The 20,241-nt window shown below is 67.9% G+C and carries 23 protein-coding genes and 1 tRNA gene; 19 read left to right on the top strand and 5 right to left on the bottom strand.

The genetic code is table 11. The features are described from left to right. The first annotated feature begins 2 nt into the window (after positions 1 to 2). The 5 genes from G6N31_RS24915 to G6N31_RS24895 all read left to right on the top strand — a co-directional run bounded on the left by G6N31_RS24915 (position 3) and on the right by G6N31_RS24895 (position 3,265). The gene (locus G6N31_RS24915; protein WP_098003156.1) at positions 3 to 209 is read left to right on the top strand and encodes a ferredoxin Fdx; all 207 of its coding nucleotides are present in this window, start codon (positions 3 to 5) and stop codon (positions 207 to 209) included. Positions 210 to 211: 2 nt separating this feature from the next. Further along, positions 212 to 751, top strand: coding sequence for a nuclear transport factor 2-like protein (locus G6N31_RS24910; protein ID WP_098003157.1), 540 nt, complete (start codon positions 212 to 214; stop codon positions 749 to 751). A gap of 93 nt (positions 752 to 844) precedes the next feature. Next, the gene (locus G6N31_RS24905; protein WP_098003158.1) at positions 845 to 1,978 is read left to right on the top strand and encodes an NDMA-dependent alcohol dehydrogenase; all 1,134 of its coding nucleotides are present in this window, start codon (positions 845 to 847) and stop codon (positions 1,976 to 1,978) included. A 5-nt stretch (positions 1,979 to 1,983) separates the two neighbouring features. Then, a complete protein-coding gene (locus G6N31_RS24900) occupies positions 1,984 to 2,415 on the top strand; it encodes a nuclear transport factor 2 family protein (protein ID WP_098003159.1) in 432 nt (143 codons plus the stop codon). Next, a complete protein-coding gene (locus G6N31_RS24895) occupies positions 2,405 to 3,265 on the top strand; it encodes an SDR family NAD(P)-dependent oxidoreductase (RefSeq protein WP_234815276.1) in 861 nt (286 codons plus the stop codon). The genes G6N31_RS24900 and G6N31_RS24895 overlap by 11 nt, the downstream gene beginning before the upstream one ends. Positions 3,266 to 3,271: 6 nt before the next feature. On the opposite strand, the gene G6N31_RS24890 is transcribed toward G6N31_RS24895, so the two are convergent. Further along, positions 3,272 to 4,111, bottom strand: coding sequence for a mycofactocin-coupled SDR family oxidoreductase (locus G6N31_RS24890; protein WP_098003160.1), 840 nt, complete (start codon positions 4,109 to 4,111; stop codon positions 3,272 to 3,274). A gap of 75 nt (positions 4,112 to 4,186) precedes the next feature. Continuing rightward, complete coding sequence (locus G6N31_RS24885) at positions 4,187 to 4,777, bottom strand: TetR/AcrR family transcriptional regulator (RefSeq protein WP_098003161.1); 591 nt, start codon at positions 4,775 to 4,777, stop codon at positions 4,187 to 4,189. Between the two features lie 56 nt (positions 4,778 to 4,833). Here G6N31_RS24885 and G6N31_RS24880 point away from each other — a divergent pair, with 56 nt between their 5' ends. Both G6N31_RS24880 and G6N31_RS24875 read left to right on the top strand, forming a co-directional pair. Then, a complete protein-coding gene (locus G6N31_RS24880) occupies positions 4,834 to 6,114 on the top strand; it encodes a cytochrome P450 (RefSeq protein ID WP_098003162.1) in 1,281 nt (426 codons plus the stop codon). Further along, positions 6,111 to 6,872 (top strand): SDR family NAD(P)-dependent oxidoreductase, encoded by a 762-nt coding sequence (locus G6N31_RS24875; RefSeq protein ID WP_098003163.1) that lies wholly within the window; start codon positions 6,111 to 6,113, stop codon positions 6,870 to 6,872. Before G6N31_RS24880 ends, G6N31_RS24875 begins: the two co-directional genes overlap by 4 nt. A gap of 7 nt (positions 6,873 to 6,879) precedes the next feature. Here the strand turns inward: G6N31_RS24875 and G6N31_RS24870 are convergent, their stop codons facing one another. Then, entirely contained in the window at positions 6,880 to 7,071 is a 192-nt protein-coding gene (locus tag G6N31_RS24870; protein ID WP_098003164.1) for a hypothetical protein, read from the bottom strand. 63 nt (positions 7,072 to 7,134) lie between these two features. Between G6N31_RS24870 and G6N31_RS24865 the strand changes: the two genes are divergently transcribed. Beyond that, positions 7,135 to 7,539 (top strand): HIT family protein, encoded by a 405-nt coding sequence (locus G6N31_RS24865; RefSeq protein ID WP_163722370.1) that lies wholly within the window; start codon positions 7,135 to 7,137, stop codon positions 7,537 to 7,539. Here G6N31_RS24865 and G6N31_RS24860 read toward each other — a convergent pair. Further along, positions 7,522 to 8,973, bottom strand: coding sequence for a sensor histidine kinase (locus tag G6N31_RS24860; RefSeq protein WP_098003166.1), 1,452 nt, complete (start codon positions 8,971 to 8,973; stop codon positions 7,522 to 7,524). The two genes, G6N31_RS24865 and G6N31_RS24860, sit on opposite strands and share 18 nt — an antisense overlap. Next, entirely contained in the window at positions 8,970 to 9,686 is a 717-nt protein-coding gene (locus G6N31_RS24855; RefSeq protein WP_098003167.1) for a response regulator transcription factor, read from the bottom strand. Before G6N31_RS24855 ends, G6N31_RS24860 begins: the two co-directional genes overlap by 4 nt. Before the next feature lie 92 nt (positions 9,687 to 9,778). Between G6N31_RS24855 and G6N31_RS24850 the strand changes: the two genes are divergently transcribed. The 11 genes from G6N31_RS24850 to G6N31_RS24800 all read left to right on the top strand — a co-directional run bounded on the left by G6N31_RS24850 (position 9,779) and on the right by G6N31_RS24800 (position 20,238). After that, positions 9,779 to 10,507 carry an MlaD family protein gene (locus G6N31_RS24850; RefSeq protein ID WP_098003168.1) on the top strand — a complete coding sequence of 243 codons (729 nt, stop codon included), beginning with the start codon at positions 9,779 to 9,781 and terminating at the stop codon, positions 10,505 to 10,507. Positions 10,508 to 10,550: 43 nt separating this feature from the next. Then, positions 10,551 to 10,622, top strand: a tRNA-Thr gene (locus tag G6N31_RS24845). A gap of 44 nt (positions 10,623 to 10,666) precedes the next feature. After that, the gene (locus G6N31_RS24840; protein ID WP_098003169.1) at positions 10,667 to 11,071 is read left to right on the top strand and encodes an HNH endonuclease; all 405 of its coding nucleotides are present in this window, start codon (positions 10,667 to 10,669) and stop codon (positions 11,069 to 11,071) included. Between the two features lie 26 nt (positions 11,072 to 11,097). Further along, positions 11,098 to 11,454 carry a hypothetical protein gene (locus G6N31_RS24835; protein WP_098003170.1) on the top strand — a complete coding sequence of 119 codons (357 nt, stop codon included), beginning with the start codon at positions 11,098 to 11,100 and terminating at the stop codon, positions 11,452 to 11,454. 178 nt (positions 11,455 to 11,632) lie between these two features. Further along, the gene (locus G6N31_RS24830; RefSeq protein ID WP_098003171.1) at positions 11,633 to 13,675 is read left to right on the top strand and encodes a glycoside hydrolase family 183 protein; all 2,043 of its coding nucleotides are present in this window, start codon (positions 11,633 to 11,635) and stop codon (positions 13,673 to 13,675) included. Positions 13,676 to 13,715: 40 nt separating this feature from the next. After that, positions 13,716 to 14,846, top strand: coding sequence for an XdhC family protein (locus tag G6N31_RS24825; RefSeq protein ID WP_098003172.1), 1,131 nt, complete (start codon positions 13,716 to 13,718; stop codon positions 14,844 to 14,846). A 133-nt stretch (positions 14,847 to 14,979) separates the two neighbouring features. Beyond that, positions 14,980 to 17,277: a xanthine dehydrogenase family protein molybdopterin-binding subunit gene (locus tag G6N31_RS24820; RefSeq protein WP_163722501.1), complete on the top strand. Its 2,298-nt coding sequence runs from the start codon at positions 14,980 to 14,982 to the stop codon at positions 17,275 to 17,277. A 10-nt stretch (positions 17,278 to 17,287) separates the two neighbouring features. Further along, a complete protein-coding gene (locus tag G6N31_RS24815) occupies positions 17,288 to 17,974 on the top strand; it encodes an SRPBCC family protein (protein ID WP_098003173.1) in 687 nt (228 codons plus the stop codon). Continuing rightward, on the top strand, positions 17,971 to 18,867 hold the full coding sequence (locus G6N31_RS24810) for an FAD binding domain-containing protein (protein WP_098003174.1): 897 nt from the start codon (positions 17,971 to 17,973) through the stop codon (positions 18,865 to 18,867). The genes G6N31_RS24815 and G6N31_RS24810 overlap by 4 nt, the downstream gene beginning before the upstream one ends. Before the next feature lies 1 nt (position 18,868). Continuing rightward, the gene (locus tag G6N31_RS24805) at positions 18,869 to 19,351 is read left to right on the top strand and encodes a (2Fe-2S)-binding protein (RefSeq protein WP_098003175.1); all 483 of its coding nucleotides are present in this window, start codon (positions 18,869 to 18,871) and stop codon (positions 19,349 to 19,351) included. Continuing rightward, entirely contained in the window at positions 19,348 to 20,238 is an 891-nt protein-coding gene (locus G6N31_RS24800; RefSeq protein WP_098003176.1) for an NAD(P)-dependent oxidoreductase, read from the top strand. Before G6N31_RS24805 ends, G6N31_RS24800 begins: the two co-directional genes overlap by 4 nt. Positions 20,239 to 20,241 lie beyond the last annotated feature (3 nt).

The raw sequence follows: 20,241 nt of genomic DNA, 5'->3' as shown, positions 1-20,241 counted from the left end.
AAATGGGCTGCTACCGCATTGAACTCGACGAGGATCTGTGCCAGGGCCACGCCATGTGCGAGCTCGAAGCCCCCGAGGTGTTCCGAGTGCCCAAGCGCGGGGTCGTCGAGATCCTCGACCCGGAACCTGCCGACGAACTGCGCGCAGCCGTGGAACTGGCCGTCGACATGTGCCCGACCCGGGCACTGTCCATCACAGAAAAGGAATGACTATGGCAACCCGTGAGCAACTCGAGGACTGGGTCGAACGCTGGCTCAAGGCCAACCAGGACGCCGAAGCTGCCGGTGACTGGAAGCCGCTCGCGGAGTTCTACACCGACGATGCCACCTACGGCTGGAACATCGGCCCCAAGGAAGACGTCATGTGCGTCAATAAGGACGAGATCCGCGACATCGCTCTCGGCCTGGAGATGGAGGGCCTGGAGAACTGGGTGTACGAGTACCAGAAGGTGCTGATCGACGAGAAGCAGAACGAGATCGTCGGCTTCTGGAAGCAGATCGCCAACAAGAGCGACGGCACCCGCGATGAGATCTACGGCATCGGCGGCAGCTGGTTCCGCCTCGACGACCAACTGCTCATCGAGTGGCAGCGCGACTTCTTCGACTTCGGTCACGTGGCGAAGGGGTACGCCAAGCTCATCGAGTCCGGCGACCTGACCCCGGCCATGCAGAAGCGCATCGAACGGTCGCTGGCCGGGGAGAAACTGCCCGGGTACTACCCGCTCGGCGAGGCCCCCGTCCCGATCTGGTGAGCACACCACCAAGCGGTTGCTTGGGGGGCTTGTGATGTGGCTAACTAGAGCCTCTAGTCTGGTCACCAGAGGCTCTAGTCGAAAGCAGGAGATATGAAGACCAAAGGCGCTCTGATCTGGGAGTTCAACCAGCCGTGGTCGATCGAGGAGATCGAGATCGGCGACCCCGTCAAGGACGAGGTCAAGATCCAGATGGAAGCCTCGGGCATGTGCCATTCGGACCACCATCTGGTCACCGGAGACATCCCGATGGCGGGCTTCCCGGTCCTCGGCGGCCACGAGGGCGCCGGCATCGTCACCGAGGTCGGACCGGGTGTCGAGGGCCTCGAGCCCGGTGACCACGTGGTGCTGTCCTTCATCCCGTCGTGCGGGTCGTGCCCGTCCTGTCAGGCCGGCATGCGCAACCTGTGCGACCTGGGCGCGATGCTGCTGCAGGGCACCGCGGTGTCGGACAACACCCACCGCATCCACGCGGTCAAGGACGGCACCCCGGTCATCCCGATGACCCTGCTCGGCACCTTCAGCCCGTACATGGTCGTGCACAAGAGCTCGGTGGTGAAGATCGATCCGTCCATCCCGTTCGAGGTGGCCTGCCTCGTCGGCTGCGGTGTGACCACCGGCTACGGGTCGGCGGTTCGCAGCGCTGACGTCCGTCCGGGCGACGACGTCGTCATCGCCGGCATCGGCGGCGTCGGCATGGGCGCGTTGCAGGGGGCCCTCAACGCCGGCGCCCGCAACATCTTCGCGATCGACCCGGTCGAGTGGAAGCGCGACCAGGCGCTGAAGTTCGGCGCGACCCACGCCTACCCGGACATCGTCAGCGCGATGATGGGCGTCGGCGAGATCACCCAGGGCCGGATGGCGTCGAAGACCATCATCACGACCGGCGAGCTCAAGGGCGAGGAGATCGACAACTACCTCAACATCACGGCCAAGGGCGGTACGTGTGTGGTCACCGCCGTGGCCAACATGGCCAGCTCGGACGTGACGCTGAATCTGTCGATGCTGACGCTGCTGCAGAAGAACCTGCAGGGCACCATCTTCGGTGGCGGCAACCCGCACTTCGACATCCCGCAGCTGCTGTCGATGTACAAGGCCGGCAGGCTCAACCTCGACGACATGGTGACCCGGCAGTACAAGCTCGAGCAGATCAACGAGGGCTACCGGGACATGCTGGACGGCAAGAACATCCGCGGAGTCATCCGCTACACCGACGCCGACCGGTAACTCCTGTGACCGACACGGCGCAACTGAGCCCGGTGGTCGCGGCGTCACGGAATTCGTGGCGCTGCGTCCAAACCGGTGACCGCGAGGGCTGGCTGGCCCTGATGAGCGACGAGATCGTCATCGAGGACCCGATCGGTGAGGCCGTCACCAACCCCGACGGCACCGGCGTGCGCGGCAAGGAGGCCGTGGCGGCGTTCTATGACGCCAACATCGGCCCCAACCAGTTGCGGGTGACCTGCGAGGAGACGTTCCCGTCGAGCAGTCCGACGGAGATTGCCTACATCCTGGTACTGGAAACCACGTTCCCGAACGGCTTCGTGGCGACGGTGCGGGGCGTGTTCACCTACCGCGTCAACGACGAGGGCCTGATCACCAATCTGCGCGGCTACTGGAACATGGACGCGATGACGTTCAGCCAGCCCGACGGTGACCAGTAGCGACCTGCTGTCCGGCCGGGGTGCGGTCGTCGTCGGCGGCACCCGCGGAATCGGTCGCGCAGTCGCTGAACTGCTGGCCGCCCGAGGTGCCGGTGTGGTGGTCAACGGACGCGACGCCGACGCGGCCCGGGAAGCGGCCGAACGCATTCCGGGTGCGGTCGCCCATCCCGGATCCCCGTCGGAGCCCGCGGTCGCCGACGCCCTGATCGACGCCTGCGTCGGGGCGTTCGGTTCCATCGACATCCTGGTCAACTGCGCCGGCACCGCCGAGCCGGCCGGTTCGTCGATCCTCAACGTCACCACCGCGCAGTTCCAGGAACTTCTGAACGCCCACCTGGGCACGGTCTTCCAGACCTGTCGGGCAGCGGCACCGCGGATGGTGCGGCAGGGTTCCGGCGCGATCGTGAACACCAGTTCCTTTGCGTTCCTGGGAGATTACGGCGGCACCGGATATCCCGCCGGCAAAGGCGCGGTGAACAGCCTGACCCTGGCGATCGCCGCCGAACTCGCCGAGCACGGTGTGCGTGCCAACGTGGTGTGTCCCGGCGCCAAGACGCGGCTGTCCTCCGGAGCGGAGTACGAGGCGCACATCGCCGCGCTGCACCGACGCGGCCTGCTCGACGACGTCAGCTACCAGGGAGCGCGCGACGCCGCCCCGCCGGAGTACGCAGCCCCGACGTACACCTACCTGGTCAGCGATCTCGCCCGACACGTGACCGGTCAGATCTTCATCGCCGCCGGGGGTTTCGTCGGCCGTTTCGACCGGCAGACCCCGTCGCTCGTGGCCTACCGCAGTCACGACGACCAACCGCCGTGGACTGCCGAGGAGATCGCGGCCCAGGTCGGGTGAGCGCCGCTATTTGAGCATGCTGCCGGCGTCGACGGTGACCGGCAGACCCGTGATGTACCGGGCCTCGTCGGAGGCCAGGAACAGCACGGCGTTGCTGATGTCGACGGGCTCGACCCAGCCGACCGGCAGCACGTGCATGAACTGCGCGGCCACCGCCAGATCGTCGGGACCCGGGTTCTCCAGGTCGGGCCGGAACAGTTTCATCGTGCCTTCGTTCATGAACAGCGGCGTGTTCACGTTGGTCGGGCAGACCGCGTTGACCCGGATCGAGTGCTGGCCGAGTTCGACGGCGAAGGTGCGCATCAGGCCGATCACGCCGTGCTTGGCGGCGATGTAATGACCAGTGTGCGGATACGGCTTGAGCCCGCCGACCGAGCTCGTCAGAATGATAGATCCACCGCGTCCACCGGAAAGCAGATGCGGGACTGCAGCTTTAACCGACTTCCAGACGCCGGAGAGGTTGACGTCGATCATGTCGGTCCAGTCTTCTTCACTGGTGCGGTCCAGTGTCTGCCCGCCGTTGCCGATTCCGGCGTTGGCCACCACGATGTCGAGCCGGCCCAGGTGCTCCACGCCGGAGTCGACCGCGTTCTTGACGGCCGCGAAGTCGCGCACGTCGACCTCGGTAGCGACGATCCGCCGGCCCGTGCCCTTCACCAGGTCGACGGTCTGTGCCAGATCGTCCGGTGTGGCCGGCGGAATCTCGGTGTTGCTGCTGATCGGCCCGCAGACGTCGATCGCGATGATGTCCGCGCCCTCTTCGGCCAGGCGCACCGCATGGCTGCGCCCCTGCCCACGCGCCGCGCCCGTGATGAACGCGACCTTGCCGTCGACCCGACCACCCATATGCCACCTCACATCCAGCCCGACATCGACCGTTTGGTCGATCGATCAGGAGCGTGACACCGATCACCGAAGCTGTCAACCGTGGGTCGAGGAACCCAGCTGTCCGAGCAGGCGGTCGACGTAGGCGCGCATCTCGTCGTGGCCGAGGGTGACACCGACGGCGCTCTCGTTGCACAGGCTTCGGGCGATCTGGGCGATCAGCATCGAGATCACCACGGGCGGATGCTGTTGCAGATCAACGCCGTTGGCGCGCAGCGCGACCGTGACGGCTGCGGTCTCGATGTCGCGTACCCGCTCGGCGTAAGCCCTCAGCTCGACGCGGATCGCCTTGCGATGATTGGCCAGCGCCATGAACTCGGTGTTCAGCCCGGTCCGCTGGGCTTCGCTGTTGATCAGCCACAGCGCTCGCAGCGGATCGTCATTGGTCAGCGCCTTGCGCATGTGCTCGAGAGAGCTCTCCGCCCCGGTGCGCAGTACCTCGACGAACAAGTCGTCCATGGTCGGGAAGTAGTAGTAGACCAACGCCTGCTTGACGCCGGCCTCGGCGGCCACCCGCCGCGATGTCGCTGCGGCGTAACCCTCGTCGCGCATGACCTTCGCCGTGGCCTCGATGAGTCGCCGGCGTGCGTTGTTGCTTGACCGTGCCTCAGCCACCGTGGTAAGCATGGCGCAGTCTAGCAGCCTGATCGATCGATCAGGCAAGCGAAAGGACGGCTGCTCTGATGACCGACCTCGCATCGGTGGATTTCTTCTCCGACTACGCGCTGAGCCAGGATCCCTACGCCTACTGGGACAGCCTGCGCGAGCAGAACCCGGTGTACCGCGAACCGCACTACGGTGTCGTCGCCGTCACCGGATATCAGGAAGTCCTGGCCGCATTCAAGGACCATGACTCGTTCTCTGCGGTCAACGCGATCGGCGGGCCGTTCCCGCCGCTGCCGTTCATCCCGGAAGGGGATGACATCACCGAGCAGATCGAGGCGCACCGGCACCTGTTCCCGATCTACGAGCACATGGTGGTGATGGACCCGCCCGCCCATGAGCGGGCCCGGTCGCTGTTGAACAAGCTGTTGACGCCGCGGCGCCTCAAGGAGAACGAGGAATTCATGTGGCAGTTGGTCGACAGCCAGATCGACCGGGTGATCGGGAATGGCCGCTGCGAGTTCCTGTCGGAGTACGCCAAACCCTTTGCCACATCGGCGATCATCGACCTGCTGGGCGTCCCGGAGCAGGACCGGCCGGAGTTCCTGGCGGCTCTGGGCGCCGAGCAGCCGGACGGCGCGCGGGTGGGTGCACTCGACGGGGAGCCGGTGGGGTCGGACCCGCTGCAGTACCTCGACGACAAGTTCGCCGGCTATCTCGCCGAGCGCCGTCACGAGCCGCGCGGTGACGTGCTCTCGGGGATGGCGACCGCGGTGTACCCCGACGGTTCGACGCCCGAACTCATCGAGGTGGTCAAGCCCGCGACGTTCCTGTTCGCGGCGGGCCAGGAGACCGTCACCAAGCTGTTGAGCGCGGCCATCAAGACACTCGCCGAACAGCCTGAGCACCAGCGGCTTCTGCGTGAGCATCCGGACCGGATCCCGACGTTCATCGAAGAGTCGCTGCGGATGCACTCCCCCACCAAGGTGGACTTCCGGTTGGTGCGCAAGACCACCACGCTCGGTGGCGTGCACCTGAAGGCGGGGACCATCGTGATGTTGTGCCTCGGTGCAGCCAACAGGGATCCGCGCAAGTTCGACGATCCCCACACCTTCCGCCCGGAACGCGGCAACGTCCGCGAGCACATCGCGTTCGGCCGGGGCATCCACACCTGCGCGGGGGCGCCGCTGGCCCGGGTCGAGGGGCAGATCACCGTGCGGCGGTGGCTGGACCGCACCACCGAGATCCATCTCGACGAATCGGTGCACGGGCCCGCCGGAGCGCATCGCTTCGCCTACGACCCGACCTTCCTGCTACGGGGTCTGACCGAGTTGCAGATCGAATTCACCGCTGCCGGATGACATCTCGACGCGTCCTGATCACCGGCGCGGGCCAGGGCGTCGGCCGCGGGCTGGCGCTGGCGTTCGCGGAAGCCGGCGCCGAGGTCGTGGTCAACGATCTGCACCGGCAACGCGCCGAGCTGGTGGCCGACGAGATCGAGGCCGCCGGCGGCGCGGCGGTGCCGGTGGCGTTCGACGTGTGCGACTACGAGGCCGTGGTCGCCGCGGTCGCGCAGGCGGGTCCCGTCGACGTGCTGATCAACAACGCGGGCAACGCCGGCGCCGACGGTTTCGGCGGCCGGGCCATGTTCGCCGAGACCGACCCGGCGGATTGGGAGTCGTTTCTTCGCGTCAATCTCTACGGCGTGCTGCACTGCACCCGGGCCGTCCTGCCCGCCATGATCGCCAACGCGTGGGGCCGCATCCTGACCGTGGTCTCCGATGCCGGCCGCACCGGTGACCGCGGCGGGGCGGTCTACGGAGCCGCCAAGGCGGGCGCCGCAGGGCTGACGCGGTCCGTGGCGCTGGAGAACGGCCGGTTCAACATCACCGCCAACAACATCTCGCTCGGGACGATGCGGACCCCGTTGACCGAGCCGCTGTGGGCGCAGGCAGCCGAGTCACCACAGGCCAAGGAGATCCTGCGCAACTACGCGATCCGGCGGCCCGGTGTACCCGAAGACGTCGCCGAACTGGCCCTGATGCTCGCCGGGGAGGGCGGCTCGTGGATCACCGGCCAGACGATCTGCGTCAACGGCGGGTATTCGTTCGGGTTGTGACGCAGGGTTATTCGGGTGTACGCCACCGGTTCACATACGCATCGCGATCAGCGCCGGCGGGTCGGCGGCGTGCAATCATCGCCTCCTCCCGTTTGACGACCGAGCGCATCGTCAAGACGGTCAGCACCACCATGAGGATGGCGGGCACCGCAGACAACGGCGAGTTCAACAGCAGCTGACTCAATTCATAGGCATCCATGTGAGCACTTCGTAGCGACGGGCCCCTTGGATGGGACCGGTGCGGCCTGGAATGCTCGACGGCATGGCGACCGTTTTCACCAAGATCATCAACCGCGAGCTGCCCGGGCGCTTCGTCTACGAGGACGACGAGATCGTCGCGTTCCTGACCATCCAGCCGATGACCCAGGGGCACACCCTGGTGGTGCCGCGCGCCGAGATCGACAACTGGCAGGACATCGAGCCCGCGGTGTTCGCCCGCGTCATGCAGGTGTCCCAGCTGATCGGCAAGGCCGTCTGCAAGGCCTTCGACACCGAGCGGTCAGGCGTCATCATCGCCGGTCTGGAGGTGCCGCATCTGCACGTGCACGTCTTCCCGGCCCGGCATCTGTCGGACTTCGGGTTCGCCAACGTCGACCCGAACCCGACGCCGGAGTCGCTGGACGAGGCGCAGGCCAGGATCAAGGCCGCGCTAGCCGAGCTGACCTGAGCCGACGGGAACCGACGTCGGCGAGCTGGAATCCTTGATGCGGGGCAGCGTCACCCGGAACGTGCTGCCCTGACCGGGCGCGGTGGTGACGCTGACCCGTCCGCCGTGCGCCCAGACCAGCGAGTCGACTATGGACAGACCCAACCCCGTCCCACCGCTGGTCCGGGCTCGCGACGAGTCCGCCCGGTAGAACCGCTCGAACACGCGGTGCGCGTCCTCGGCACTCATCCCGGGCCCCTCGTCGCGGACCTCGAGGATCGCCGCGTCGTCCTCGGTGCCGACCCGAACGGTGACCGCGGCGGTCGCGGGCGTGTGCTGCAGCGCGTTGGCCACCAGGTTCGACAACACCTGCCGCAGCCGTGCCTCGTCGCCGAGCACCTCCGGGGTGCCGGGTCCGTCGAACACGTCCACGCGGATGGGGCGGTTCGGCGCCACGGACTGCGCGTCGTGCACGGCGTCGGTGGCCAACGTCAGGAGATCCACCCGGTGCTGCTCGAGGGGTCGCGCGGCATCCAGCCGGGCCAGCAGCAGTAGATCCTCGACGAGCAAACCCATTCGGCGCGACTCGCTTTCGATGCGACTCATCAGCATCTCGACGTCACGGGCGGCGCCCTGGCGGTACAACTCGGCGAAGCCGCGGATGGTGGTCAACGGTGTGCGAAGCTCGTGGCTGGCGTCGGTGATGAACCGCCGCATCCGGTCCTCGGAGGTCCGCGCCTGCTGCGCTGAGGCTTCCGACGACGCCAGCGCCCGTTGGATCTGGGCCAGCATCCCGTTGAGCGCCAGGGACAGTCGGCCGACCTCAGTGCGGGGGTCGCGTTCGGGAACGCGACGGTTCAGCTGTCCCGACGCGATCGCCGCGGCGGTCTGTTCGACCTCGGCCAGCGGGCGCAGGCTGCGGTGCACCACCGCGTAGGCCAGGACGCCGAGCACCGACAACACCGCCACCCCGATGCCCACCTGGGCGTAGACCAGCGAGCGCATCGTGGAGTTCACGTCGGCCAGATCCATGGCGACCGTCGTCAGCTCGCCGCCCGTGCCGCGCACCGTCATCGCGCGCCAGTGCAACTCGGGATGGTCCACCGAGCCCACGGTGACCGGCGCCCGACCGACGTCATTGCCGGGCAGGTCGGGCTCGGCCGAGCGGTCGTTGATCGCGACCCAGACCCGTCCCTCCGGGTCGACGGCGCGCACGTAGAAGTCCGACGGCGGGCGCGCCGGGTTCGGGTCCTCGATCGGGGTCCGCAGGGATTGCGCCGGCACCTGGGCCCAGCCCTGGGACGCGTCGAGCAGGGCGGCGTCGACCCGGTTCATCAGGCTGTGCTGCATGATCGTGGTGACCGCGACGCCCGAGGCGAGAAGCCCGCACGCCACCAGGAGCAGGGTGGCGGCCACCAGCGCCACCCGCAGCGGAATTCCCCGCCCGCGGCTCACTTCGGTTCGCGCAACACGTAGCCGACGCCACGCAGGGTGTGCAGCAACCGCTTGTCACCGGTGTCGATCTTGCGGCGCAGGTAGGAGACGTAGGACTCGACGACGTTGACGTCTCCGCCGAAGTCGTAGCGCCACACGTGGTCGAGGATCTTCGGCTTGGACAGCACCGTGCCGGCATTGACGATGAAGTAGCGCAGCAGCGTGAACTCGGTCGGCGAGAGCGCGACCGGCTCACCGGCCTTCCACACCTCGTGGGTGTCCTCGTCGAGTTCGATATCGGCGAAGGTCAGCCGTGAGGTCCGGGGGTCGGGGCTGGTCCGGCCGGACCGGCGCAGGATGACCCGCAACCGGGCCACCACCTCTTCCAGGCTGAACGGCTTGGTCACGTAGTCGTCGCCACCCAGCGTGAGACCGGCGATCTTGTCCTGCAGCGAGTCGCGCGCGGTCAGGAACAGTGCCGGTGCGTCGATGCCGTCGGCGCGCAACCGCCGCAGCAGCCCGAACCCGTCCATGCCGGGCATCATCACGTCGAGGATGATCGCGTCGGGGCGCACTTCGCGGGCCTTGTCGAGCGCCGCGTGCCCGTTCGTCGCGGTGTGCACCTCGAAACCCTGGAACTTCAAACTGACCGACAGCAGCTCGACGATGTTGGCCTCGTCGTCCACGACGAGGACGCGGGCATCGGGAACGCTGTCCTGGATCGGCATCGCCATCACTCCAGTGTCGTCGCGACGCCTGCGTGATTTCTGGAAGTTGGCTGTGCAGTTCCTGTGAGTCGACCTTGCACTGTCCATAGACTGGGGTGATGGACCTCGCCAAATCGCTCACCGACCTCGCGTTCGCGCCGGTGCGCGTGGGGCTGGCCGTCGCCGATGCCGGGATCGGGATGGCCACCAGTGCCCTGGATGTGGCACACCGGACGGTGAACGACAACGGGATGGCGCAACGGCCGACGTCGTTGGCGCAGATGCTGGGCATGCAGGAAGCGGTGGAACGGGCCAACCGGCTGGCCCGGCTGATGGACGAGGACCAGCCGCTGGGGCGCGCGCTGGCGCCGGGCGGCCCGCTGGATCGGCTGCTGCAACCGGGCGGCGTCGTCGACCGCATCACCGCCCCCGGCGGGGTGCTCGACCGGCTCACCGAAGAGGACGGCGGGTTGATGCGGGCCATCGAGCCCGGCGGTCTGGTCGATCAGCTGCTCGAAGAGGAAGGCCTGGTCGAAAGGTTGCTCGCCGAGGACGGTCTGGCCGACCGGCTGTTCGCCGACGGCGGCCTGGTTGAGAAGCTGACCGCACGCAACGGCCCGCTCGAGCAGCTCGCCGACGTCGCCGACACACTCAACCGGCTGGCCCCGGGCCTGGAGGCCCTCGAGCCGACCATCGAAGCGCTGCGGGAGGCGGTGATCGTGCTGAGCCAGGTGGTCAACCCGCTGAGCAACATCGCCGACCGGATTCCGCTGCCCGGCCGCCGGCTGCGCAGCCGAACCACCATCCGGCCGGTCTCCTCCCAGCGGGTTATCGATACCGGCGAGTGAGTCGATAGGATCTGGCACGTGCCGCCGCATGGCGGCCGGATACGCCTCCTTAGCTCAGTGGTAGAGCACCTGCCTTGTAAGCAGGATGTCGTCAGTTCAATCCTGACAGGAGGCTCGATCGCCAGGCCGATTGTCGGACGCTCGTCATAAGTTCCGAGCATGAGACAGTGCCGCGGCTGCGGCCAGGTAATGGTGAAGCGCAGCCAGAAAATCTACTGCAGCAACGCGTGTCAGGCGACACATCGGCGAACTACCGCGACGGAACGTTGGCTGCAGTCGGGCGAAGCCTGGGTCGACAGCCGACGAATTCACTACATCCGTCAGTTCCTGGCCGCGGCTCAGTCAGGTTGTTGTGCAATCTGCGGCAGGACCAATGTCTGGCTGGATCAGCCCCTTGCCTTCGTCGTCGACCACATCGATGGCGACCCGTCGAACAATCGACGGGAAAACCTCCGGCTCATCTGTCCGAACTGCGACTCCCAGCTGCCGACGTACAAGGGGCGCAACCGTGGCAAGGGTCGGTATTACCGTCGGCAGCGCTACGCCAACGGTCAGTCCTTCTGAGGTCGGGCACTAGTAGCGTCGACGCCATGGCTGAAGCTGGACTGTGGGTGGCGTGGGGCGTCCCGACCCCGGGACGGGAACGCAAGGCGCTGGCCCTGCTGATCGAGACGCAGGACTATCTGTCGGGGCTGACCGAGCAGGGGCGGATCGAGCGCTTCGACCGGGTGGTGCTCAAGCCGCAAAACATCGAACTGGGCGGGTTCATCCTCATCCAGGGCTCCAACGCGCAGATCGACGAGCTTCGCCGGGACGAGTCGTTCACGGTGTGGCTCAACCGCGTGCAACTGGTCGCCGACCAGGTCGGCATCGTCGACGCCTGGCTCGGTGACGGGATAGCCGAGGCCGTCGAACTCTACGAGAAGGCGCTGGAGACGCTCGAGTAGCTGCCGGCCGGTGTTTGCTGATGTTCGCCCCGTTCCGGCGCCTCCGCCTATATAGGTGTAGGTCACGGTAACGAAACGAATTTTGTGACGATTTAACCTTTTGCTCAGTCTGTCCCCTCGGTGCGATTGAATACTCACCGAGTCGGGAGACGCACAAAGGTTGGATCAAAGGGGTTTCATGGGTGCCGCAGCCTATGTCGGCCGGGTCGGCGGGTTGGCCGTCGCGCTGGGCGTCGGATCAGCAGTATTTGCAGGACACGGCGTGGCAGCCGCCGACGACACCGACTCGTCGGGCTCGCGTTCGTCGTCCTCAGCAACCACAGGTGGCAGCGAGAGCACCGGATCGGAACGCACCCGCCGCAACGAACGAACCACCGGTGAGCGGACGTCGTCGACGACCGACGCCGATCAGGACGGCGGTGCAGACGCCGAGCTCGACATCGAGTTGCCGGTCGACGACACGGCCGACGAGGCCGACGAAATCGTCTCCGACGAACCCGAGGCCCGCCCCGAGCGTCGGCGGGCAGCCGAGGCCACCACGTCCGAATCCACGGTGACCCCACCGGAGAAGACCCGGCGCACCGTCGACGCCGACGTCGCGGCGACCACACCCGCCGACGACCAGACCACCGAAGAATCCGCCGACGATCCAGCGGTCGCGCCGAAGGAGCCGACCAAGGTCGCGGTGTTCGCCTCGGCGACCGAGTTGGCCGAGGCCAGCACCGCCCGCTTCTCCCCCGACCTCACCGAGACGGACCTGTCGACGCCCGACGAGCAAACCGAGACCCGCAGGCCCAGCCTCGTCACCGCCGTCGTCAACGTCGTGCACAGCATGCTGGACTGGGCCCGCCAGCGCGCCGACGCGGACCCGGCCAGTTCCCCGCAGCCGCCGTTCCTGTGGGCACTGATGTCCTTCGCCCGCCGGGAACTGGAGAACCTGTTCGCCACCCGGAGCACGCTCAGCGCGGTCGACAAGGAGGCCCGCACCACCACCACCAGTCTCGCGCCGGCCGCCGAGGATCCCAGCGACGCGGCGGTATGGGTGCCGCCGTACTCCCCGTGGCTCAACCCTCAGGTGAGCCGCTCCACGAACTTCGTCAGCTGGGTCACCGGCAAGTACGTCTACAGCGACCGGCGGATGGCCAACACGGTGGCACGCTACGGCGTGTACGGCACCGACGTCGGGGTCATGTGGGACAACGGCATGAAGGACGACCCCGACACGCCGTACAACGAGAGCCAGGTGCTGATCGCCGTCGGCGACACCTTCAGCGGCCCGAACATGCAGGGCGGCTGGCGCTACAACACGTTGTTTCGCAGCGCCGACCGGGTGCTCTCCGACGGCATCGACATCCCCAACGGTGAGTGGAAGAACGGCAACATGTTCGGCGGCGCACCGCTGTCCGGCGAGTTCTATGCGCGGCCGATCATCAATCGGCCGTACTGGCTGCCCAACTCGGTCACCCTGATCCCGACCGCCGGGATCTCGGTGGAGACGCCCGACACGGAGTTCGGCGTCACGCAGTACGTCAGCTTCATGTCGGTGTCGCGGTGGGGATCGGCCGGGCGCTGGACCACGAACTACTCGGCGATCGCGTACTCGACCGACAACGGCGAGAACTTCACGATCGCACCGCAGAGCGTGCGCTACAACTCGATCTTCAGCGGTAACCGCAACTTCCAGCAGTCCGCGTTCGTCAAGGGCGACGACGGCTACGTCTACATGTACGGCACCCCCAACGGTCGCCAGGGTGCGGCCTACCTCGCCCGTGTCGCGCCCGAGGACATCCTCAACGCGTCGAAATACGAGTACTTCAAGAAGGAGTCGAGAGGCTGGTTCGGGACCTCGCCGGCCCGCTGGACCAGCAGCTCGTCGTCGGCCTCGGCGATCATCGGCAAGGACGGCGGCGCGTGCGGGGCCACCAAACCCGGCAACAGCGTCAGCGAAATGTCGGTGCAGTACAACGAGTATCTGGGCAAGTACATCGTGCTCTACGGCGACCAGTTCAACAACATCGTGATGCGCACCTCCGACACCCCCGAGGGGCAGTGGTCGGATGTGACGGTCCTGATGGGTCAGCAGAGCGGCGGCATCTACGCACCGATGCTGCACCCCTGGTCCCCGTCGACGAACGGCACCGGCTCCGAGCTGTACTGGAACCTGTCGCTGTGGTCGGACTACAACATCATGCTGATGCGTACCGACCTCGACAAGCTCTGAGGCGAAAGCGGGCTCCCGGCAGCGGCATACACTCACGCTCGTGCGTGACGTTCTCGACGAGCTCCTTGCGGTCTGGCGATCCGGCGGCACCGCCGGGCTGTCGACCGTGGTGCGCACCATGTCCTCGGCACCCCGCGAGCCCGGCGCCGCGATGGTGGTCGCGCCCGACGGCAGCGTCGCCGGATCGGTCTCGGGCGGCTGTGTCGAGGGTGCGGTGTACGAGACCGCCACCGACGTCGTCACGAGCGGGACACCGGAGTTGCAGCGCTACGGCGTCAGCGACGACGACGCCTTCTCGATCGGACTGACGTGCGGCGGCACCATCGACATCTTCACAGAACCGGTGTCCCGCAATACTTTTCCACAGCTTCAGGCCGTGGCCGACGACATCGCTGCCCATCGCGCTGTCGCGGTGGCTACCGTCATCGTGCACCCGGACGCGCGCCGGCTCGGCCACCGGCTGATCATCACGCCTGATTCGGTCGACGGCTCCGTGGGTTCACCGCGTGCCGACGCCGCCGTGCTCGACGACGCCCGCGGACTGCTGGCCGCCGGCCGCTCGGCGGTGCTGACCTACGGACCCGACGGCCAGCGCCAGGACGCGGGCATGGAGGTGTTCGTCGCCAGTCACGCGCCGCGGCCGCGCATGCTGGTGTTCGGTGCGATCGACTTCGCCTCGGCGCTGGCCCAGCAGGGCGCGTTCCTGGGTTACCGGGTAACGGTGTGCGACGCCCGGCCGGTCTTCGCCACCGCCGCGCGCTTCCCGGCCGCCGAGGACGTGGTCGTCGACTGGCCGCACCGCTACCTCACCGAACAGGCCGAGCAGGGTGCCATCGACGAGCGCACCGCGATCTGCGTGCTCACCCACGACCCCAAGTTCGACGTGCCGGTGCTGCAGGTCGCGTTGCGGCTGACCGGGCCCTCCGTGCCGGGCTACATCGGCGTGATGGGCTCGCGGCGCACCCACGACGACCGCATCGACCGCCTCAAGGAGGCCGGGGTGACCGAGGCTGAACTGGCGCGGCTGGCCAGCCCGATCGGCTTGGACCTGGGCGCGCGCACGCCGGAGGAGACCGCGGTGTCCATTGCGGCAGAGATCATCGCGCGGCGCTGGGGTGGCCGGGGCGAGCCGCTGTCGCGGACCGCGGGGCGCATCCACCACGAGGCATGAACCCGCGTGAGACACAAGTGGTGGAAATGTCGCTCTCGGATGCGATAACGTCACTCTTCAAGTCCTGAGGAGAGTGATCGAAGTGACCGACACCGCCGTCGAGTCCGTCACCGCGCGCTATGCCGGCCGGCGCATGGAACGCGTCGAAGACAGCCGCCTTCTCACTGGTCACGGCTCGTTCGTCGACGACATCAACCGCCCGGGCATGCTGCACGCCTGCTTCGTCCGCAGCCCGTTCGCGCGGGCCAGGATCGTGGGTTTCGACGCGTCCGCCGCGCTGGCGCACCCCGGCGTGCACGCCGTGCTCACCGCCGCCGACATCAACCCCGAGGTCCGGGAAGCCTGGCACGCGGTGGCCGGCAAGGACGTGCCCGACACACCTCGCCCTCCGCTGGCCGAAGGCGAGGTGCGCTTCGTCGGTGACCCGATCGCCGTCGTCATCGCCGAGAACCGCTACGTCGCCGAGGACGCCCTCGAACTGATCGACGTGGACTACGAACCGCTGCCGGCCGTCGCCGATTTCACCCGCGCGGTGGAGCTGGCCGAGACCGGCGCGGTGGTGCACGACGCCTACCCCGACAACCGCGCCGGCGGTATGGGCGGCGCGCCGCCGGACGAGGAGACGTTCGCCAATGCCGCCTACGTCGCCGCGGCGCACGTGTACCAGCAGATTCACGCACCGGTGCCGATCGAGACGCGCGGCCTGGTGGTCGAATGGCAGGCTGCGCCAGGCGAATTGACGGTCTGGGCGTCCACCCAGACTCCGCACGAATTGCGCGCGTTCGCTGCGCGGCTGCTGGGCATCCCCGCGCAGAAGGTCCGCGTGATCATGCGCGACACCGGAGGCGGCTTCGGTCAGAAGGTCGTACCGATGCGCGAGGACATGTGCATCCTGCTCGCCGCGCGCACGGTGTCGGCACCGCTGAAGTGGATCGAGGACCGACGGGAGAATCTGATGTCGGCGGGACAGGCCCGCCACGTCGACGGCGACGTGCGGATGGCCTTCGACGCCGACGGCAACATCCTGGCCGCCGACATCGACTTCATCCAGGATGTGGGCGCCTACCCCACCCCGTATCCGGTGCTCACGACCGCGGCGATCGGCATGTTCTTCCCCGGGCCCTACCGGGTGCCGAAGTCGAGCTTCAACTACCAGACGATCTTCTCCAACACCGCCGGCCTGGCCGCCTACCGCGGGCCGTGGCAGTACGAGACCCTCACGCGCGAGATCCTGCTCGACATCGCCGCGCGCGAGATGGGCGTCGACCCGCTGGAGTTGCGGCAGCGCAACATCCTGCGCCGCGACGAGATGCCGTACGTCAACCCCAACGGCATGCCCTATGACCATGTCGCCCCTGCCGACACCCTCGACCAGGCGGTCAAGATCCTCGACCACGAGGGCTTCCGCCGCGAACAGGCCGATGCGCTGGAAGAAGGCCGCTATCTGGGGCTGGGTTACTCCGCCTACATCGAGCCCACCGGCGCGGCCACCGGGCACCTGGCCACCGAGGGCGCCACGATCCGGATGGAGTCCACCGGCAAGATCAACGTCTACGTCAACGGCGGGTCGACCGGCAACAGCCTGGAGACCACCGTGGTGCAGCTGACCGCCGACGCCCTCGGCGCCGACATCGACGACGTGTCGACCATCCAGGGCGACACCGCGGTGACCCCCTACGGCGCGGGCACCCAAGGCAGCCGTAGCGGGCCGATGACCGCCGGTGCGGTCAACGAGGCCGCCGCGATCCTGCGCACCCAGATTCTCGCGATCGCCGCCAACCTGCTCGGCGCGGATGCCGACGACCTCGAACTGCGCGGGTCACGCGCCACGGTGCGCACCGACCCCGACCGCTCCGTCAGCTTCGCCGACATCGCCTACCGGTCCTATTACGAGCCGGCGATGCTGGCCGGCACCTCGCCGACGCTGGAGGCCACGGCCCGGTTCAACTCCGAGGCGATGATCCACTGGGCCAACGCCACTCATGCCTGCACCTGCGAGGTCGACATCAAGACCGGGCACGTCACGCTGACCCGCTACATCGTCAGCGAGGACGTCGGCCCGATGATCAACCCCAACGTGGTGGAGGGCCAGATCGCCGGCGGCACCGTGCAGGGCATCGGCGGCGCACTGCTCGAAGAGATGAACTACGACGACGACGGCAACCCCCTGTCGTCGACGTTCGTCGACTACCTGCTGCCCACCGCCACCGAGGTCCCGGCCATCGAGTACGGCCACGTCGAGATCCCGGGCCCCGGAGTCGGGGGCTACAAGGGCTGCGGAGAGGGCGGCGCGATCGGCTCGACCCCGGCGGTCATCAACGCGATCAACGACGCACTCGCCCCGTTGGGCGTCACCATCACCCGGCTGCCGGCGACCCCGGCCTCGATCGTCGAGGCGATCCGGAACAGCCAAGAACAAGCGACCAAGTAGAGGACGAACAGTGGAGCTAGTCAACGAGTTTCGCGTTCCCGTGCCCGCAGCGACGGCATGGGAGGTGCTGACCGACGTGCAGCGGGTGGCCCCCTGCATCCCGGGGGCCCAGCTGCTGTCGGTCGACGGCGACGACTTCACCGGGGCCGTCAAGGTCAAGGTCGGTCCCATCACGGTGTCCTACCAGGGCGAGGCGACGTTCACCGAGAAGGACGAGACCGCTCAGCGAGTGGTGATCAAGGCCAACGGCAAGGAGACCCGCGGCAGCGGGAACGCCTCAGCGCTGGTGACCGCACAGCTCAAGGACGAAGGTGACGCCACCGGCGTCGTCATCACCACCGACCTGACCATCTCCGGCAAGGCCGCACAGTTCGGACGTGGCGTGCTGTCCGATGTGGCCGGCAACCTCATCGCGCAGTTCGCCCAGCGGTTGGAGGCGGACGTGCTCGGCGGTGCCGCGCCGCGCTCCGCGCCGTCCGCCGAGGCCCAGACCGCCGCGCCGGCCGCGCAGATGGCCGATGACTCTGTCGATCTGTTCAAAGTCGTCGCGCTGCCGATCGCGAAGCGCTACGCACCGGTGGCGGCCGGGGTGGCTGCCGGCCTGGCGGTCGGTTTCCTGTTGGGGCGTCGTCGCCGCACCCAGACCCCTCCGGCGCTCGACGACCTGGTCGCTGCGCTGTCGCGGCTGATGTCATGAAGCCCGCGTCGTTCGCCTATCACCGTCCGGACACTCTCGCCGAGGCCGCCGAGCTGCTCGGCAACCTCGGCGACGACGCCAAGGTGCTGGCCGGCGGTCAGAGCCTGGTGCCGATGCTCAACATGCGGCTCACCCATTTCGAGAATCTCATCGACATCTCCCGCGTCGATGAACTGTGCGGCATCGACCTGGTCGACGGCGCGGTGCGCGTCGGGGCGACGACCTCCCATGCGCTGGTCGGCCTGGACGACGAGGTGGCCGATTCGGCGCCGCTGCTGACCATGGCCACCCCGCACATCGGTCACTTCCAGATCCGAACTCGGGGCACACTCGGCGGAGCCATCGCCCACGCCGACCCGGCAGCCGAATATGCCGCCGTCGCACTGGCACTCGATGCCGAGATGGAGGCGACCTCGTCCCGCGGCACCCGTACGGTACCCGCCGCCGACTTCTTCACCGGTCTCTGGGAGAACTCGCTGGCCGCCGATGAGATCCTCAGTGCGGTGCGCTTCCCGGTGTGGCAGGGCAGATGCGGTTACGCCGTCGAGGAGTTCGCACGCCGACACGGCGATTTCGCCATCGCCGGCGCTGTCGTGGCCGTCGAACTCGACGACTCCTCCCGAGTCGCGCGGTGCGGGATCGGCCTGCTCGGGCTGGGGTCGACACCGCTACGCGGCACGGCCGCCGAGGACGCAGTGCGTGGCCGCGCCGCCGCCGAACTCGACGAGGACGCGCTCGACGAGATCGGCCGAGTGGCGATGGATGCCATCGACGACATCCCCGCCGACCTGCAGGGCTCGGCGACCTACCGGGCCCGGGTCGGTTCGACCATGGTGGCGCGGGCGCTGACCAGGGCGCTGGCGTCGGCTCGCTCCCAGACACGAGGAAGCTGAGATGCACGAGACCCCTGTCGAGATGACCGTGAACGGCCACGCCGTCCGTCACGTCGTGGAACCGCGGCTGACGCTGGCCGACTACCTGCGTGAGAAGTGCGGGCTGACCGGAACGCATCTGGGGTGCGAGCACGGCGCCTGTGGTGCGTGCACGGTGCTGCTCGACGGCCAGGCGGTGCGCTCGTGCCTGATCTTCGCCGTGCAGGTCGACGGTCAGGAGGTCACGACGGTCGAGGGCGTCGGCGGCGAGGACGGCTCGCTGTCACCGGTGCAGGCCGCGCTGCGCGAGTGCCACGGTCTGCAATGTGGTTTCTGCACACCGGGTTTCGTCACCAGCATCACCGCGCTGCTGCAAGAGAACCCGTCCCCCTCCGACGAGGATATTCGCGAGGGCCTGTCGGGCAACTTCTGCCGGTGCACGGGATACCAGGGCATCATCAGCGCGGTGAAGCGCGCAGCCGGGGTGAATAATCCGACTGCATGAGGATCGGTTTCGTCGGGCTGGGCAACATGGGTGCGGCGATGGCCGCGAATCTGCTGGCCGCCGGCCATGAGCTGACGGTCTACAACAGATCCCCGGACAAGGTCGGCCCCCTCACCGCCCGCGGTGCGATCGCGGCCGCCTCACCCGCCCAGGCGTGCGACGCCGACGTCGTCGTCACCATGCTCGCCGACGACACCGCCACCGAGGCGGTCACGTTCGGCGAATCGGGCATCATCGAGTCGCTGCGCCACGGCGCCATCCATGTCTCCTGCAGCACCATCAGCGTCGCTTTGTCACAGCGGCTGGCCGACGCGCATACCGCGGCGGGCCAGGTCTTCGTCGCCGCACCGGTCTTCGGCAGACCCGAGGCCGCCACGGCGGCGAAGCTCTTCGTGGTGGCGGCCGGTCCGGCCCCGGCGATGGAGGCACTGGCGCCGCTGTTCGACGCGGTGGGGCAGCGGACCTTCGTGGTCTCCGACCGGGCCCGCATCGCTCACCTGGTCAAGTTGTCGGGCAACTTCCTGATCGCATCGGTGATCGAATCACTGGGCGAGGCAATGGCGTTGGTCGGCAAGGCCGGCGTCGACAAGCTCGAGTTCCTCGACCTGCTGACCTCCACCCTGTTCGACGCACCGGCCTACCGCACCTACGGCGGGCTGCTGGCACGCGAGGAGTTCGAGCCCGCCGGGTTCGCGGCGCGGCTCGGCCTCAAGGATGTCCGGCTGCTGCTGGCCGCCGCCGAGGACCTGCAGGTTCCCCTGCCCGTGGCCGGCCTGGTGCGCGACCGCTATCTCACGCTGCTCGCCGGTGGCGGCGGCGAGCTGGACTGGTCGGCGATGGGGGCGCTGGCGGCCTGGGAGGCCGGCGGTCCGAAACCGGGCGGCTGACCC

Source organism: Mycolicibacterium duvalii, assembly GCF_010726645.1.
Lineage (GTDB): Bacteria > Actinomycetota > Actinomycetes > Mycobacteriales > Mycobacteriaceae > Mycobacterium > Mycobacterium duvalii.
Note: the sequence above shows the minus strand (reverse complement) of the source record. Positions and strands in the feature narration are given on the sequence as shown.